The sequence below is a fragment of the Dactylosporangium siamense genome (genome assembly GCF_016862795.1).
GTDB lineage: Bacteria > Actinomycetota > Actinomycetes > Mycobacteriales > Micromonosporaceae > Dactylosporangium > Dactylosporangium siamense.
This window is the reverse complement of the sequence record NZ_BONQ01000050.1, coordinates 207,494-222,468: the sequence shown is the minus strand read 5'-3', so window position 1 is coordinate 222,468 and position 14,975 is coordinate 207,494. Positions and strand designations below refer to the sequence as shown.

Genomic DNA, 14,975 nt, shown 5'->3' with positions numbered 1-14,975 from the left:
ACGGCACCGGAGACACGAGGGCACCGGTGCCGTCGATCAGGGGTTTCGCACGGCCGTGCGAACGAGGAGTCGTGCCGTTGGACGGTGTGCCGGACTGGTTGCCGGGTTGGTGTCTGAGCCAGCTCGGTGCCGAGCCTGCCGAAATGTTGTTCGGGCTCGAACAGATCTCGGCGGTGTTCGCTCTCCGGTTGACCTCGGGCCTGGACGTCGTGGTCAAGGCGCGCGCCGACGACGGCCGGGCCGCGTCCTGTGTCGCGGCGCAGGCACGGTTGGCCGAGCGTGGATTTCCGTGTGCCCGGCCGCTCACGCCGGTGGTCCGGGCCGGCTCCCTGGCCGTGCACGCCGAGGAGTTCCGGCCGGGCGGCGACATCGTGCCCGGGGAGACACCGGACGTGGCCGTGCGCTACGCGGAGGTGTTCGCCCGGCTGATGGCTGCACTGGCCGATGTGCGCGTCGCGCCGCCGCTGCCGAATCCGCGCTGGGTGCGCTGGGACCACCCCGGTGCCGGGGTGTGGCCGGCGATCGGGTTCCTCGACGACCGGGACCAGCGCGTCGTGCCCGCGCATGTCGTCGACACGGCCGGACGGGCCCGTGAGCGGTTGCTGAGCGCCGGCCTGCCGTGCGTGCTGGGCCACGCCGACTTCGAGGCACAGAACCTGCGCTGGCGCGGCCCACAGGTGTGGGCGGTGCACGACTGGGACAGCCTGGCCTGGCAACCGGAGGCCGCCCTGGTGGGAGCGGCGAGCGGAGTGTTCCCCAGGGGCGCCGGGCTGCCGACGCTGGCGCCGGTCGAGAGCTCCGAGGCGTTCGTGTCGGCCTATCAGGCCGTCCGGGGGCGTGCGTTCACGGCCGTGGAACTGGAGGTCGTGTGGGCGGCCAGTTTGTGGCCGGCGGCCCACAACGCCCGCTGGGAGGCCCTGCACGGCCAGCCCCCGGTGTGCGGCGACGCGCTGCGGGCCCAGGCCGCCGAGCGCCTCCGCCGCGCCAACGCCTGACAAAGCGCCCGCCTGACAAAGCGTCCTTCTGACAACGCCAACGCCCGACAAAAGCCAACGCCCGACAAGCCAACGCCTGACAAGCCAACGCCCGACAAAAGCCAACGCCTGACAAAGCCAACGCCGACAAGCCGGCTCCTCACGAAGCCGGCTCCTGACAAAAGCCGGCTCGCGATCAACCGGCGGTCAGGGTCCGGTGGAGGCGTCTGGCCTCGACGACCAGTCTCGTCGAGCCGGTCCGGGCCGCCAGCTCGGCCAGCCCCGCCACCTCACCCCGCGACCCAGAGGCCGCCGCGGCGGCGGACGCGAGGGTCAGCAGGTCCGGCAGCCCGCGCGGGGTGGTCCGAACCGGACCCCCGGTATCGGCCCGGCCGGCAGCGGTGGACCGCGCGGCGGTGGTGGACCGCGCGGCGGTGGTGGACCGCGCGGTGGCGGTGGACCGCGCGGTGGCGGGTCCCGGCACCCGGCCGGCGTGCTCGGCGGGCAGCAGCCCGGCCAAGGCGCCGGCCGCGACCCGCCAGGTCATCGCCGGCGCGATGCGGGCCGCCTCCTCGAGCTGGGACACGGTCCGGCTCAGCACGACGAGCTTGGCGCCGGCCAGCCGGGCCAGCTGCGCGCCGAGCTCACCGCCGTCGAAGCCGTCCAGCCCTCCGATCGCGATGAGCGCGTCCAGGGCGGCGATGCGCTCATCGGCCTGGGCGGCGGCCAGACCGTACGCGACGGCGGTGCACGTCGCCGCTCCGGCCGGGCCGGTCAGCTCGGCGAGCAGCGGCAGCAGGCGCGCGTCGCCGCGGGCGTTGTCGAGGTCGGCGGCCGAGGCGATCAACGGCAGCAGGCACGCCGCGACGACCTCCCGCTGGGCCGGCAGCACCGACGGCCACAGGGCGGCCCAGCCGTGCGAGCCCAGGTCGGCGTTGACGACCGGCGGCGGGGTCAGGTCGGTCAGGTGATAGGGGTCGAGGCCGGACCCGACGGCGGGCGCCGACGCACCGTAGAAACGGGACTCCGGCAGCCACTCGAGATGTCTGCCGCGTTCGGCGCTCTGGCGGTGCACGCGCACCACGCGGACCTCTGGGCGGCCCGCGCCGCCGGCCTCCAGCCACTCCACCAGCATCCGGCCCGACTCGGACCGCAGCGTGCGGGCCTGCCGCAGCGCGTCGCCGTCGACGTCGAGCGGCAGCCGGTAGAGCGCCTGGCGCAGGTCACGCCGCCACGGCTCCCAGCCCTCCCGTTCGGCGCGGGCCAGCCGCTCGACCAGGGCAGCCGGGTCGATCAGACCGTTGACCTGCGTCGGGGTCGCCACCAGCGCCGGCACCGGCTCGGTCGACAGCCGCACGACGACCTCGGCGAGCCGGGTCATGAGCACCCCGTGCAGCTTCATGTACGGATTGCCGACCCGGATGTCCGCCGGGGTGCCGCGCAGCACGCGGGTCGCCTCGGCGAGTGTGAACGGCAGACCGGATCCCTTGTTCAGGGCGGCGGTGAACAACGCCGCGGCCGACCGGTGCGCCTCGGAGGACCACCAGTCGGTGCCGAGCTGCCCGTCGACCCGCTGCATCACCGGTGCGAGCGCGGCCCGCAGCGAGTGCGGGTCGGTGGCGTGCAGGCGCACCAGCGCGGCGAGGATCCGCTCGACCGGCACCATGTTCCAGGCGGCCTGACCGAGGGCGGCGACCTCCTCGGCCAGCTCGTCCGGCGAACCGATCGGGTCGGGCATGTCGGCCGCGGCGACCTGGCCGGGCAGCAGATCCGGCTCCACGTCCCGCGCGGCACCCAGCGGATCCGGGGCGGACCCGTGCCTGGCCAGGAACGCCGCCGCCCGGTCCCGGGCCTGCACGTCGGGGTGATCGGTGGCGACGGCGACCACCTCGGCGATCTCCGCGGCGCGGGCCGGCAGCCGTTTCGCCAGCTTCTCCAGCCAGATCAGCTGCGCCTTGACCAGGCCCTTCTCGCTGCGGCCGAGGACGGTGCGGGACGCGTCCAGCAGCGACTCCAGCTCCAGGGCGCCGTCGGCGTCGGCGGTCTTGAGCACCTTCTGCGCCATCGTCGCCACCGAGCCCATGGCGTCGGTGAGCAGCTTCAGATAGATCATCGTCCGCGCGGCGATCTCCGGGCCGGTCGGGGCGAGGGCGTCGTGGAAGCGGACGAAGCCATGCGACACCGCGTTGGGGCGGCCGCCGAGCAGCGCGTCGAGGCAACGGTCGAGCATGCTGTCGCGCGGGTAGCGGCCCTCGCCGACCAGCGCCGCGACCGCGAGGAGAATGCCGGGGCCCGAGTCGTAGGTCCTGGTCGGCGCGTCCCAGACGCTGATCGACGCGGCGATCCCGTCCCGTTCGAACGCCGGCGGCAGTAGCAGGTCGGTGAACGGGCTGGTCCGCAGCACGTCCAGCATCGTCGTTTCCCGCAGCGACACCTGCAGCGACAGCAGCCAGCCGTCGACGAACCGCTCGCCGGTCGGCACCGGCACGCCCGCGGCGAGGACCAGGTCGGCGGTGAAACGCCACGCGTGGAACACGACGTCGCGCGGGAGCCGTTCGGCCAAGCGGTCGGCGAGCTCGCCGAGCCAGGGCACGTCACGGTCGGCCGCGGCGCGCAGCACCGGCGCCGACTGGAGCACCGACCAGGGCCAGCCGTGCCGGGTGATCACGGTGACGGCCTTGGCCGCCGTGGATGCGCATCCGACGGCGGCGACCGCATAGGCGGTGGCCACCTTCTCGTTGAACCAGGTGTCGGCCTGGCGGCGCAGCGCGACGAGCTCCTTGCCGAGCACCGCCCGCTGCTCCTCGTCGAGGTCGCGCAGGGCCTCGACGGTGGCGGCGAACTTGCCGTCCTTCAGCAGATCCTGCAGCGCGGGCCAGTCAAGGGGTCCGGCGGGACGCCTTCCGAAGAGGTTCACCGTGCCACCTCGACGGCGCCGACGCGGGCCAGCTCGGTGGCGAGGGCGTGCTTGCACGGTCCCCGGCCGCCGCGATACTTCGCCCACCAGGCGCAGGTGCAGTGCAGGCCGCCGTCGACGGCCCGGACCCGGTAGACCTCCTCGCCGCTGCGCACGGTCGCACCGGTCGGGTCGAGGCTCACCGCACCGGTCTCGACGAGCGTGCGGGCGCCGACCAGGCGAGGGTTGTGCCGTTCGGCCCGCTCGGCGTCATAGGGCAGCACCCGGTGGAAATAGGCCGCCTCGGACACGTCGAAGCCGACCTGCCCGGCGGTGCCGAGCTGGGTGAGCGCCGCCCGGACCCGGGCGGCGGGCATGACGGCCTGCTCGGCGAGGGCGTCGACGTCGACGGTCGGGTCCCAGGCGAGCAGCGTGCTGATCAGCTCGGCGTCGTCGACCACGTCGTCGCCGGCGAGGGCGGCGAGCACCGCACCCTCGCCCGAGAACCCCCGGCTGGGCTGCGGTGACAAGGTCAGCGACAGGCGCAGCTCGCCGGTGTCCAGCTCCCACGTGCTGGAGACGGGTCCGCTGGCGGTGGTGAGCGCCGGGCCGTAGACCCGCAGCCGCTTGGCGAAGCGCAGCACGGGCTTCAGCGCGGCGAGCCGACCCGGCCCGGGCAGGCAGACCGCGCCGGGCGCCGGCCGGGACGTGAGGCGCAGCGACCGGCCGGCGGGGACCGCCCACAGCACCGCGCGGTCGTTGGCGGCCGGCAACCGGCGCAGGAACGCGGTCGCGTCCGCCGCGGACAGTTCGGCGCGCGGGTCGAAGCCGGACGCGATGACCTGCACCTCCGCGAACCCGCGCAGCCAGCGCGCGGGCAGCGGCACCTTCTTCTCCACCACCGCGCCGTCCATCGTGGACACGGTCAGGTCGTCGGGGCCGACGCTGACGTGCAGCGGGTCGGCCCCGACGAGCCGCTGCAGCGCCTGCCGCAGGGGCGTGTTGACGTCGACGTTGGTGGTGCCGTGGTCGACGATCTCCCCGTCCAGCCCGGCGGGCAGCACGTCCAGGCGCGCATAGACGCCGCAGCAGCCGGAGAACGACTCGAACCGCAGCCGGTCCCGGCTGCCGGTGACGACCGGGTCCAGGCTCGCCGGGCTCAGCGGCTGGAAATACCGGGTCCGGGCCACCTCGGCCACCGCGAGCAGCCCGGCCGACGCGGCGGCGGGCGTGGTCAGGAACCCGGTGAAGAACCGCGGGTTGGCGGTGGCTGCGCGCTGCGCCACGCCCCCGGCGGTCTGCAGTTGCAGTCCCCCGTCGCGCAGTGCCGACGGGGCGAGGTAGCTCAGCGACTGGACGGCGTTCGTCATGCCCGAGAAGGTAATCCCCGGGTGTGACAATTTTCGGTGCCAGCCAGTTGCCAACCGGCTGACACCGAAAGGCCGTGGGGTTCGCCAACCCGCGGCACTTCGCTCGCCCTTTTCGGAAGGTGTACGGGATGAGCCCGCACAACTGGCAGCGCGGGCCGAACTGACGGCCCCGGCGGCGGCGCCGCCACGCGATGTCCTACGCTCGCCTGCGGTAGGCCGTAGTGCAGAGGTCGTCACGCCACCTTGCGAAGCTGGAGGACGCCGGTTCGAATCCGGTCGGCCTGCCGCCCCAAGTCGTGCGGAGGTGCTCACCGTCTTGCGTCCCGACCTGCCGCAATGGCGCCGGATCCGGGCCGAGTCGCTGCCCCGCGACGTGGTGGACGCGGCCGCCGCCGCCCGCGCGGCCGGTGACTGGGCCGGCGCCGCCGCCCTGGCCCGGTGCGACGTCGACGTGCGCTTCGACCCGGGCCGGTTCGACGCCGCGGCGCTCGAGGCGCTGCAGGACGACCTTCGCCACCTCAGCGTGGACCTGCTGTGGTGGCACCTGCCCCGGCACCGCGGCGGGATGAGCACGCTGCAGCCGATGGTGAGCGCGATCCTCGCGCCCCGGGCCGGGGCGGACCTGGCCCCGCTGCTGCGGGTGCGGCTGCCGAAGTCGCCGACCGGGCCGCAGCGGTTGCAGCTCACCGTGGCGACACTCGCCGACATCGAGCACGAGCGCTGGTACGTCGCGCCACGCTACACCTGGGACGTGCGGGAGGCCGCTGCCGTCCGGGCCGCGTGGGGAGGTTCCGCCGACCGGATGCCGTTCCTCACGCCCGATGGGCGGCCGTTGCCGCCGGAGGCGTTCGGTGGGGGTACCGACGCCGCAGCCGAAACCGAACAGACCTGGCGGATTCTCACGGAGGGCGACCTGGTCGGGGCGTGGCGCCGGTGCGGCATCGACGTGTCCGCGGTCGACCCCGAGGCGCTGCAACGCCCGTCGGGGCCGCCGACGCTGCCGGTCGGGGTCGCCGACGAGGCCCGGGCCGCCGCGGCCGCGTTCGGCGTCGGGCAGGTCAGCACCCTGTACGGCGCGTCCCTCGCGGTGACGGTCCACGACCTGACCGCCGAGGCGCACGACGTCAGCGAGTACCTCGAGATCCCGACCCGGATCCTGACCGGCTCGGTGCCGCCGGACCTGGCGCTCATCGCGGCGGGCCACCAGCGCCCCGGCGACCTGCACCCGCTGGTGAGGGACGCGCTGTTCCCGTCGTCCGTGGCCGCGCAGGGCGCCCCGGTCCCGGCGGCGCCCGGATCGCCGGCACGGGTGCGCTGCCAGGGCGCCTGGCACCGGGTCGAGGTCACCGGCGGCGCGTTGCGACTGCCCGACCACGACGAGGAGGAGCAGTTGCGGGAGCGGATGCTGCGGACACTCGGCGGCACCAGCTCCGGCTGCTACGCGACCCAGGCGACCTGGACCACGGGCAAGGGCCGGCTGCCGCACGCCCTCGCCGCCCAGGTCCGCGAGCTCAAGCACCGCATGCAGCACGGCGACACCGACTGGCTCCTCGACGGCCTCGACCGCGGCGTGATCGACCCGCACGTGCGCGACGCGAACGGCTGGTCGCTGCTGCACCTGGCGATGTGGGTCGACTTCACCAGGGTGCTGCCGTTGCTCCTCGCCGCGGGGGTACCGGTCGACGCCCGCGATCACATCGGCCGCACCCCGCTCTACCTCGCCGTGATGAACGGCGGCCCGCCCGAGCTGATGCGCCGCCTGCTCGCCGAGGGTGCCGACCCGCGTGCCGAGACGGTCCACGGTTCCTACCCCGCGTCCGTCGCGAGGTCCCGCCAGCAGTGGCAGGACCTCGCGTTCGTCGCTTCCGCCTGACCCTGCCGGTGCGGGCCCGGCTGTTGTCGGTGACGCGCTCGGCGAGGACGGTCGTGCCGTCGCCGGCATCGGTGCACGTCACGATGTTCACCGCGCTCGTCGAGGCGTCGCATCGCATAGTTGTCGGCCCGGTACTCGTGGCGCACCACCGCGTACCCGCTTCAGGCGGCGGCCCGGGGTGGTGCGGCCTTGGAAGTGCGCGGTGCGCCGTGAGGGCGTCTGCGGGCTCCGCGCGGCCGGTCACCGGTCTTCTGGGCTGCCCGGCCAGACCGCTTCCAGGCCGTGGTCGGTGGTGTAGAACACGTACGGCCGCAACTCAGGGGCGTATTCCAGGGCGCGGCGCAGTGCGTACAGATGAGCTGACCTCACCGCCAGGAATGGTTGGGCGGCGAGCAGGCCCCGGAGATCCCCGAACCGCCAATCCACACCCAGCAGCTTCCTCGCCCGCACCAGCAGCTGAACCCCATCGACCGGAATCCCGGCCACATAGACGTCGGCGGTCGGCGGCAGGTCCGGCTCCGGGTCGGCCGGCAGCGCGAAACCGGAACGCAGCCACACCTCGAACTCGGGGGCAACAACATCGAGGTCGACTTCGCCGAGACCGCCCAGGTCGCCCCGGAACACCGGGCCGCCGTCATCGTCGCACTTGAGGAAGAACCCCCGATCGCCTTCCTGGCCGATCATGAGGTAGCCCGTGAGCCACTCGCCGATTTCGTAGGTCGTGTTGCGCTCCGGCAACGATTCCAGGCAGTACACGACCACCCCGCCGGCGACGACGTCGTCGGTGACCGACGCCAACCATCGCTGGTAGGCGGCATCCGTCCGCGAAATGACGTGCTCGACCAGCTCCACCGCCGGCTCCTACCCGTCGTCACCAGGCGCGGGCACGCCCGCACCGGGCGGCCCCAACCCAACACCGTCGCCCGACCCGCGCCGCAGGAGTCATCACCAAGACCTGGCCCCGTCCACCTACAGAGACGACCGCGGTCCGGCCGCGGCCCGGGAATCCGGCAGCTCCGCGTAGTCAGGCAGCTCGACGCCGTTGATCGCGCGCCCGACCAGATCGGTGAGCGCCTCCATGTCAGGCTCCGCGATGGGTTCGGCGTCCGGCGCCGGGGCGTCGAGGCTCTGCACATGCATCCTGCCGATCTCCTGGTTCGCCTCGACGAACGAGCGCATCCGCCCGTCGAACGCGGCGAACCCCGCCTCCGGGTCCCAGCCGGCCGCGGCCAACTCTCCGGCCAGCAGGTAGGCGCCGACCAGGGCCAGCCCGGTGCCCTGCCCGGACATCGGCGACGAGCTGAACGCCGCGTCTCCGAACACTCCCACCCGACCGCTGCACCAGCGGTCCATGACGACCTGGCCGACCTGGTCGAGGTAGAAGTCCGGGGTGTCGTCCAGGTGTGCGAGGAGCTGCGGAGTCAACCAGCCGAAGCCTGCCATCCGCTCCCGCAACAGCCGCTTCTGGGCCGCGACGTCCCGGTAGTCGACGTCGAACGTGGCCGCGGGGAAGGAGAACATCGCCATCGCCCGGGTGGCGTCCTGTATGGGCCGCAGCAGTGCGGTGCGTCCGGACTCCTTGTGCTGGCACTCGATCAACCAGCGGTCCAACCCGAACTCGTTCGGCACGCTGTAGAAGGCCAGGACGAGCCCCAGGTGGCGGACGAACCGCTCGTGCGGCCCGAAGACCATCGCTCGCAGCGCCGAGTGCAGCCCGTCCGCCCCGATCACCAGGTCGAAGCGCCGCCGGTCGCCGCCTGCGAAGGCCACGTCGACCCCGTCCACGTCCTGGGTAAGCTCGGCGATCCGGTCGCCGAAGACGTAGTCGACAGCGTCTCGGGTGTCGTCGTAGAGCACTCGGGACAGATCTCCGCGCAGGATCTCGATGTCGGCAATGTATCCGTCACCGCCGTGATCGTCCGCCCGGAAGGTCTCCAGCACGGTCCCGTCCACGTCCACCGTGTAGGCGCCTGCGGTTTCGGTGCGCGCCGCACGCACCGCCGCGTCCAGCCCCATCCGCCCGATGACGTCCTTGGTCACCCCGCGCGCGTCCACCGCCTGGCCACCGGGACGCAACTCGGGGGCCCGCTCCACCACGGTCACCTCGGCCCCCCGCCGGTGCAGCCAGTGGGCCAGTGCGGGCCCTGCGATACTCGCCCCTGTCACCAACACCCTGATGCTGCTCACAGCGCCCCCGCTCACCTGTCCGGATCACTGTCCGGATCATACCGGCGCTCACGGCACCGACCGGCCGGTGACCAGCCGCCACGTCGGTCTCCCTGGAGTGGCGACGCGAGATCGCACCCTGGCGTCGTGGGGCGAGGCGATCAACGCGTGCGACAAGCTCGTGCCGACCGACGTGGCCTCGACCCCATTTCATCGGCCAGCCGTCGCAGCCGTCCTTGGATCAGGCTGTGTGGTGGACAATCACGTCGGCGATCCGCGCGGTGAGCCCTGGCGAGAAGAACGGGTGGTGGCCCATGCCAGGCACGATCTCCAGGTGCGCCGCTGGGACCTGTGCCGCGAGGGCCGCACCGTGAGCTGGGGGCAACAGCGGGTCATCGCTGCCGTGCAGAACCAGGGTCGGCGCGGTGATGGAGGACAAGGAGGCCCGCCGGCCGTCGTCCCAGCGCCGTCCGGCGAGATCGTGGTTCGAGGCGGCAGCGATGTTGCCGGCCCGGGCGTAGCAGTGTTCGACGAACCGCCGGGCGGCAGGTTCATCGAAGGGCAGGGCATCGCCGTTGAGCACTCGCCAGGTCTGAACGTCGGCGTCCATGCGCTGCTGGGCGGTCCTCCGAGGCGCCTTCACCGAGGCCAGCACATGCTCGAGGAACCGTGCATCCGGAGGCGGGAGCTCGTCGGCCGCGGCCGGTTGACCCGCCATGGCCCGGGCCCACGCCGGTCCGGGGTTGTTGCCCATCGGAGACGATGCCATCGCGATCAGCGTGCGCACCCGGTCCGCCCGGTGCACAGCCAGCCACTGTCCGATCGCCGCCCCCAGCGACGTTCCAACGATGTGCGCGGCTGTGACGTCGTAACCGTCCAGGACGGCGGCCGTGTCGGCTGCCATGTCGGCGAGCGCGTAGGGATGCGTTGTGAAATCGACGGAGCCGGAACGGCCAGTGTCGCGATGATCGAACCTGATCACCTGCCGACCGCTGTCCACGACCGATTCCACCAGTTCGTCGGGCCAGCCAATGCCCTGGGTGGAGGTGCCCATGACCAGCAGAACGGTGGGATCAGCGGGCCGGCCGAAACGCTGTGTCCACAGCCGCACCCGCCCAGAACCAACAAACTTCTCGTCACCAGTAAGCATGCCGCGCACCGTAGCGGTAGCCGGATCAGCGACAAGTCCCTGCCGGTTGTCGTCGAACATCGACAACATGGGATAATGAAGTGAGGGCGAGGCACCCCTGCGGGTCCTCACACACGCTCAGAACCGGGCGCCAAACTCTCCGATCGGCGCACCGCCGTCGGTAACGATCGCCTGCTCAACACCGTCGTAGCTGTAGTACGGAAGGTCATCGGCTTCGGCGCGAGCACGCGCATCGCGGACGAACTGTTGCCAGAGTGGGTGCCGCGCCAGACCCAGATGTGCGGTGGCTGCATATAGCACGACAGCCAGCTTCGGCATCCGGGATGCGGCCCGACACTTGGAATTGCTCGACCAGCCCTCCAGCACTGCACGCAGGACTTCGGCAGACATCAGCGGTCCATACGGCACGACCAGGAGTTCGCAGAGCTGTTCTGCGACTCTCCAGTCACCAGCGGTCTGCATCGCCTCGATCGTCACGGGCAGGAAATGCGGATCGGGAGCCGCAGCAGCGATAGCGGCACGGTGCGGCAATCCGAGCTTGTTGTACGACGCTTCCAGGACGGGCATACGGGAGCGAACACCAGGATGGCGTACCAGAGACAACAGCTTTGCCACTTCTGTTGTGAGAGACGTCGACGCACTCGGCACGCTCACTGACGACAGCGTCGCGTCAAGCTGATCCGTCAGCGATGGCTCAATGACGTCCCAAAAGAAGTCCTGATCGCCCAGCCGGGCAACCGCACGCAGTTGCACCGGCGCAGTCAGGGCTTGGAACCGCAAGTACACGCCCTGTAGCGTGCGGCGCACCAGTTCACGGTCGCGGCCGGCAAAAGTCCTCGACGACACGTCGGCCCTGGGTTGGTGGATGCACCAGCAGCGTGGTCAGTGCAACGGCCAGGTGGGCCCGTGCGACTTCGGGTCGCGGGTCGTAGGTCTCTCCGTGGCGGCGCAGTGGTGGATGGACACACAGGTTGCGGTCTTCCCGGATGCGCTCCAACTCCCGGGCAGCAACGGAGTCGACCAGTTCGAACCGCTGAGCCAGGGCGAGCAACCCGTCCTCGATCTTCTGCATCGCCTGTACACCAGCCGTGGTTATGCCAAGATCGCGGGCGTTCTCGACGGTTGCTCGGAACCTCTGTGCGTCGGCATCCCCACCGTCAGCCAACTCGATGACCTTGTCGATGATGTCAGCGATGACCGCCGTCCACGTGGCGACGATCGAGGCCCGGATGGCGCCAGCGTTGTAGCAGCGCGTCGCCTCATCAATCAGCCGGCGGACATCGGCGCTCCATACCCGGCTGACCTGGCGCTCAAGATCGGTCACGGTGACCACTATCGGCCATGCCGGTCATCCGACCCAGTAACTTCGCCGATCGCGTCTCGCAAGATGGCTCGATAGCCGGGTACCAGCCTCGGCGCCGCCCATCCGGGCGCCGCTGAGCTGGTCGACGGCCCTGGTGATCCGCTCGGTGATCTGACCGCTCCGGCTGACCTGCACCTGGCGCAAGGTCGCGAACGCGCAAGGCCACTCCGTGCGGGTGCCCCAGCGTAGTCGACTGTGACCGTGCGGTGATTGACCGGCGTGCCGGGGACCCGTACGTTGCCATCAGTGGAACTGTGTTTCTATCAGTGAAACGGTGGGCCGGTGATGGTGTCCGTCATCTTCGCGGTGCTGGCGGTCGGGGTGCTCGGGGTCGGGTTGGCCGCGGCGCGGCTGCGGGCCTGGATCGTCACGGTCGTCGCGGGAGCCCTGGTCTACGACAACGGCGTGATCGCGCTCGGGCGCCCGATCGGCGAGGGTGACCTCCTGGAGGGGCTCAACGCCGGGCGGTTCGTCGGGCACGCGCTCTTCACGCCGTTGCTCATCGTCGCCGGCGCGATCCTGGCCCGCGCCGGGCGCCGGCTGATGACCGCCGCCGCCGGGCTCACCGCCGTGCTGGTCGCGTTGGGCATCTTCACGGACATCGCGCGGCTGCGGCTGGTGCCCGAGCGGTACGCCGACACCCTGCGCTACGTCAACGACGCCGCGGCCGGTCCGCCGGTGCCCGCGGTCGTCGCGATCCTCGTGCTCATCGGCGTCGGTGTCGTGCTGTGGCGGCGCGACGGGTGGCCGTGGCTGTTCGCCGGGGCGGTCGCAATGTTCGGCGCGGCCGCCGCCGGATTCGCGGTGCCGTGGCTGGGCAACCTCGGCGAGCTCGTGCTGCTGACCACGGTCGTGCTCACCATCCGCCACGACCGGAGCGGCCGCCTGACCGACCGCCCACCCCGCCGCGCCACCGCAACCGCCACGACCGACGTCGCCGGCTGACCGCCCACCCCACCGCAACCGCCGCAACCGCCGCAACCGCCACGACCTACGCCGCCGGCCGCCCGCTCCTGCCGCAACTGCTACGACCGACGCCGCAGGCTGACCGCCCGGCCCGCCGCAGCCGCCACGACCGACCCGGCCGCTCTCCCCTGCCGCGACTGCCACGACTGCCGCGGCCGGCCGCCCACCCGCCACGACGAGCGCGGTCGGCTGCCCGACAGTCCGGTTGGCCGTGACGCCGCAACCGGATCGACGGGAATAGCGTGTGATGTGACATGCCCGGATCCGGAGAGCACGACCGCCGCGCCACCCACGGGCCGCCCGCCGCGGCCGACTTCGACGCGCTCTACAACGCGCGGTACGGCGACGTCGTCGCCATGGTCTACGCGCTCGTCGGTGACCTCGCCGAAGCGCAGGACCTCGCCCAGGAGGCGTTCTGCCGGGCCTGGCAACGCTGGGGCGACGTGGCACGGTACGACGACCCGCTCGCCTGGATCCGCCGGGTCGCGGCGAACCTGGCCACGTCGCGGTGGCGGCGCGGCCGGGTGGCGCGGGCGCACTGGGGCCGGGAACGCACCGTCGACGTCCCGCCGCTGGACCCGGACCACGTCGCGCTCGTCACGGCGCTGCGGCGGCTGCCGGCCGACCAGCGCCGGGCCGTCGTCCTGCACCACCTGATCGACCTGCCGGTCGCCGACGTCGCCCGGGAGATGGACGCCGCCGTCGGCACCGTCAAGTCGTGGCTGCACCGGGGCCGCGCGACCCTCGCCGCCGAGCTCGCCCAGTCCACCGAGGAGGTGACCTACCATGACTGACTTCGATACCGAAGACACCGAAGACACCGAAGATGCCGCAAACGTCGAGAACGTCGAAAACGTCGAACTGTCCGCCGCGCTGTCCCGGCTGCGGACGGACGTCCGCCGGACCGTCGCGCCCCCGGCCGCGGCGCGCCTGCGGGACCGCGGTGAGCGTCGCCTGCGCACCAGACGGACCGCCACCGCACTCCTCGCCGCCGCGGTGGTCGCGGCAACCCTCGTCGGTGGGGGCATCCTCTGGAACGGCGCCGCACCGACGCACCCGCCGGTGCCGGGCGGCTCCCTGACGCCGACGCCGTCCATCGCCCCGACCGCCGCCCCCCGGCCGAGCAAGCCGGTCCAGGCCAGGCAGACGCCGCCGGTACCGGCGAACTGGGCCGGCGTGCAATGGCGGACCGCGACCATCACGTTCCCCACCCACCAGGGCTGCCCGTCCGGTCCGGTCACCTTCCGCACGGCGCCGTTCAAGGGCGACGACGCCGCCACGGTCGGCCCCACCACGTGGCCGCGGGTGACCCTGCGGGCGGACCGGATCTCCTACGGTGACGTCACCGGCGACGGCCAGGCCGAGGCGTTCGTCTACGCGGCGTGCTGGCAGTCCGAGGAGGACTCCGGCGACGGCCAGGGCGAGCTGCTCGCCGTGCGCCGCGACGGCACGACCCTGCGCGCGCTCGGCTGGGCCGGCCCGCGCGGCGGGCTGTTCTCCGACCACTGGGTCGCCGGTGGGCTGCTCGTCACCGACGTGAAACCGGTGTACGTGAACTGGGGGTACCGGCTCGGCGAGGCCCACGCGTACCGGTGGAACGGCCAGGCGTTCACCGAGGTCGCGGACTCCGGGCAGCCCGGCATGGTGCCGGCCGCCGGTGGCACCGGGCCCGCGGTCGACCTCACCAGGGTCGCCGGGCTGACCGGCTGCCCGGCCGCCACCGTCCGGTTCGACGCCGACGGTCGCGCCGCCGGCTGGGACGTCCTGCAGCCCGCCGCCCCGGACCACCTGCGGCACCTGGTGGACCTCGACGGCGACGGCCGGCGCCGCCTCCTGGCGGCGATCACCTGCGGCCGGGACGGCACGCACCCGGGCCGCACCTTCGCCGCGGTCCTCGACCCGCAGACCGACGGCTCGTTCATCGCCGTCGACGCCGTCCTGCCGCCGGCGGGCATGAGCCTGTCCGGCTGGACGTCCGAGGCCGGCACGCTGACCCTGCAGTTCGCCCCCGCGGGCGGCGGTGCGGTGCAGGAGCTGCGATACACCTGGAACGGCGAATATTTCCAACCATGACTCCACCTGGCACCGCGCCCGCTGGCTGTTCTGAGCGGATGTCGGAGTGGCCTCGGCGTCCGGTGGAGTGGGACCCCACCGGACGGGCCGAGTCCGCCGTCGGGCGGCCCGCTTTCATGGACCGCCGTTGACTGCGCCGAGAGA

General features: G+C 72.6%; 13 protein-coding genes and 1 tRNA gene. 7 read left to right on the top strand and 7 right to left on the bottom strand.

Going from position 1 to position 14,975, the window contains the following annotated elements; all coding sequences use genetic code 11:
• Window positions 1-143: 143 nt before the first annotated feature.
• A complete protein-coding gene (locus Dsi01nite_RS16850) occupies window positions 144-995 on the top strand; it encodes an aminoglycoside phosphotransferase/kinase family protein (protein WP_239135940.1) in 852 nt (283 codons plus the stop codon).
• Between the two features lie 175 nt (window positions 996-1,170).
• On the opposite strand, the gene Dsi01nite_RS16845 is transcribed toward Dsi01nite_RS16850, so the two are convergent.
• Window positions 1,171-3,891: a DUF7824 domain-containing protein gene (locus Dsi01nite_RS16845; RefSeq protein WP_203847087.1), complete on the bottom strand. Its 2,721-nt coding sequence runs from the start codon at window positions 3,889-3,891 to the stop codon at window positions 1,171-1,173.
• Complete coding sequence (locus Dsi01nite_RS16840) at window positions 3,888-5,240, bottom strand: SWIM zinc finger family protein (protein WP_203847086.1); 1,353 nt, start codon at window positions 5,238-5,240, stop codon at window positions 3,888-3,890. The genes Dsi01nite_RS16845 and Dsi01nite_RS16840 overlap by 4 nt, the downstream gene beginning before the upstream one ends.
• A 74-nt stretch (window positions 5,241-5,314) precedes the next feature.
• On the opposite strand from Dsi01nite_RS16840, the gene Dsi01nite_RS58890 reads away from it, so the two are divergent.
• From Dsi01nite_RS58890 to Dsi01nite_RS16825, 3 genes are all read left to right on the top strand, one after another.
• Window positions 5,315-5,404: an AraC family transcriptional regulator gene (locus Dsi01nite_RS58890; protein WP_203847085.1), complete on the top strand. Its 90-nt coding sequence runs from the start codon at window positions 5,315-5,317 to the stop codon at window positions 5,402-5,404.
• 48 nt (window positions 5,405-5,452) lie between these two features.
• Window positions 5,453-5,525: transfer RNA gene (locus tag Dsi01nite_RS16830), tRNA-Arg, on the top strand.
• Window positions 5,526-5,544: 19 nt separating this feature from the next.
• Window positions 5,545-7,113: an ankyrin repeat domain-containing protein gene (locus Dsi01nite_RS16825; protein WP_203847084.1), complete on the top strand. Its 1,569-nt coding sequence runs from the start codon at window positions 5,545-5,547 to the stop codon at window positions 7,111-7,113.
• A gap of 240 nt (window positions 7,114-7,353) precedes the next feature.
• On the opposite strand, the gene Dsi01nite_RS16820 is transcribed toward Dsi01nite_RS16825, so the two are convergent.
• The 5 genes from Dsi01nite_RS16820 to Dsi01nite_RS16800 form a co-directional block, all read right to left on the bottom strand.
• Window positions 7,354-7,965: a hypothetical protein gene (locus Dsi01nite_RS16820; RefSeq protein ID WP_203847083.1), complete on the bottom strand. Its 612-nt coding sequence runs from the start codon at window positions 7,963-7,965 to the stop codon at window positions 7,354-7,356.
• Between the two features lie 117 nt (window positions 7,966-8,082).
• Entirely contained in the window at window positions 8,083-9,279 is a 1,197-nt protein-coding gene (locus Dsi01nite_RS16815; protein ID WP_239135939.1) for an FAD-dependent monooxygenase, read from the bottom strand.
• Window positions 9,280-9,520: 241 nt separating this feature from the next.
• Entirely contained in the window at window positions 9,521-10,489 is a 969-nt protein-coding gene (locus Dsi01nite_RS16810; RefSeq protein WP_239135938.1) for an alpha/beta fold hydrolase, read from the bottom strand.
• A 57-nt stretch (window positions 10,490-10,546) separates the two neighbouring features.
• Window positions 10,547-11,215, bottom strand: a complete 669-nt coding sequence (locus tag Dsi01nite_RS16805) for a hypothetical protein (protein WP_203847081.1) — start codon at window positions 11,213-11,215, stop codon at window positions 10,547-10,549.
• A gap of 25 nt (window positions 11,216-11,240) precedes the next feature.
• Window positions 11,241-11,753 (bottom strand): hypothetical protein, encoded by a 513-nt coding sequence (locus Dsi01nite_RS16800; protein WP_203847080.1) that lies wholly within the window; start codon window positions 11,751-11,753, stop codon window positions 11,241-11,243.
• 321 nt (window positions 11,754-12,074) lie between these two features.
• Here Dsi01nite_RS16800 and Dsi01nite_RS16795 point away from each other — a divergent pair, with 321 nt between their 5' ends.
• From Dsi01nite_RS16795 to Dsi01nite_RS16785, 3 genes are all read left to right on the top strand, one after another.
• On the top strand, window positions 12,075-12,737 hold the full coding sequence (locus Dsi01nite_RS16795) for a hypothetical protein (protein WP_203847079.1): 663 nt from the start codon (window positions 12,075-12,077) through the stop codon (window positions 12,735-12,737).
• Between the two features lie 275 nt (window positions 12,738-13,012).
• Window positions 13,013-13,552 carry a SigE family RNA polymerase sigma factor gene (locus Dsi01nite_RS16790; protein ID WP_203847078.1) on the top strand — a complete coding sequence of 180 codons (540 nt, stop codon included), beginning with the start codon at window positions 13,013-13,015 and terminating at the stop codon, window positions 13,550-13,552.
• Window positions 13,545-14,831, top strand: a complete 1,287-nt coding sequence (locus Dsi01nite_RS16785; protein ID WP_203847077.1) for a hypothetical protein — start codon at window positions 13,545-13,547, stop codon at window positions 14,829-14,831. Before Dsi01nite_RS16790 ends, Dsi01nite_RS16785 begins: the two co-directional genes overlap by 8 nt.
• Window positions 14,832-14,975 lie beyond the last annotated feature (144 nt).

Excerpts from the sequence above, each read along its gene's own strand:
- Dsi01nite_RS16850 (WP_239135940.1), top strand. The coding sequence starts at position 144 with ATGTTGTTCGGGCTCGAACAGATCTCGGCGGTGTTCGCTCTCCGGTTG.
- Dsi01nite_RS16840 (WP_203847086.1), bottom strand. The coding sequence starts at position 5,240 with ATGACGAACGCCGTCCAGTCGCTGAGCTACCTCGCCCCGTCGGCACTG.
- Dsi01nite_RS16810 (WP_239135938.1), bottom strand. The coding sequence starts at position 10,489 with ATGTTCGACGACAACCGGCAGGGACTTGTCGCTGATCCGGCTACCGCT.
- Dsi01nite_RS16790 (WP_203847078.1), top strand. The coding sequence starts at position 13,013 with ATGCCCGGATCCGGAGAGCACGACCGCCGCGCCACCCACGGGCCGCCC.
- Dsi01nite_RS16785 (WP_203847077.1), top strand. The coding sequence starts at position 13,545 with ATGACTGACTTCGATACCGAAGACACCGAAGACACCGAAGATGCCGCA.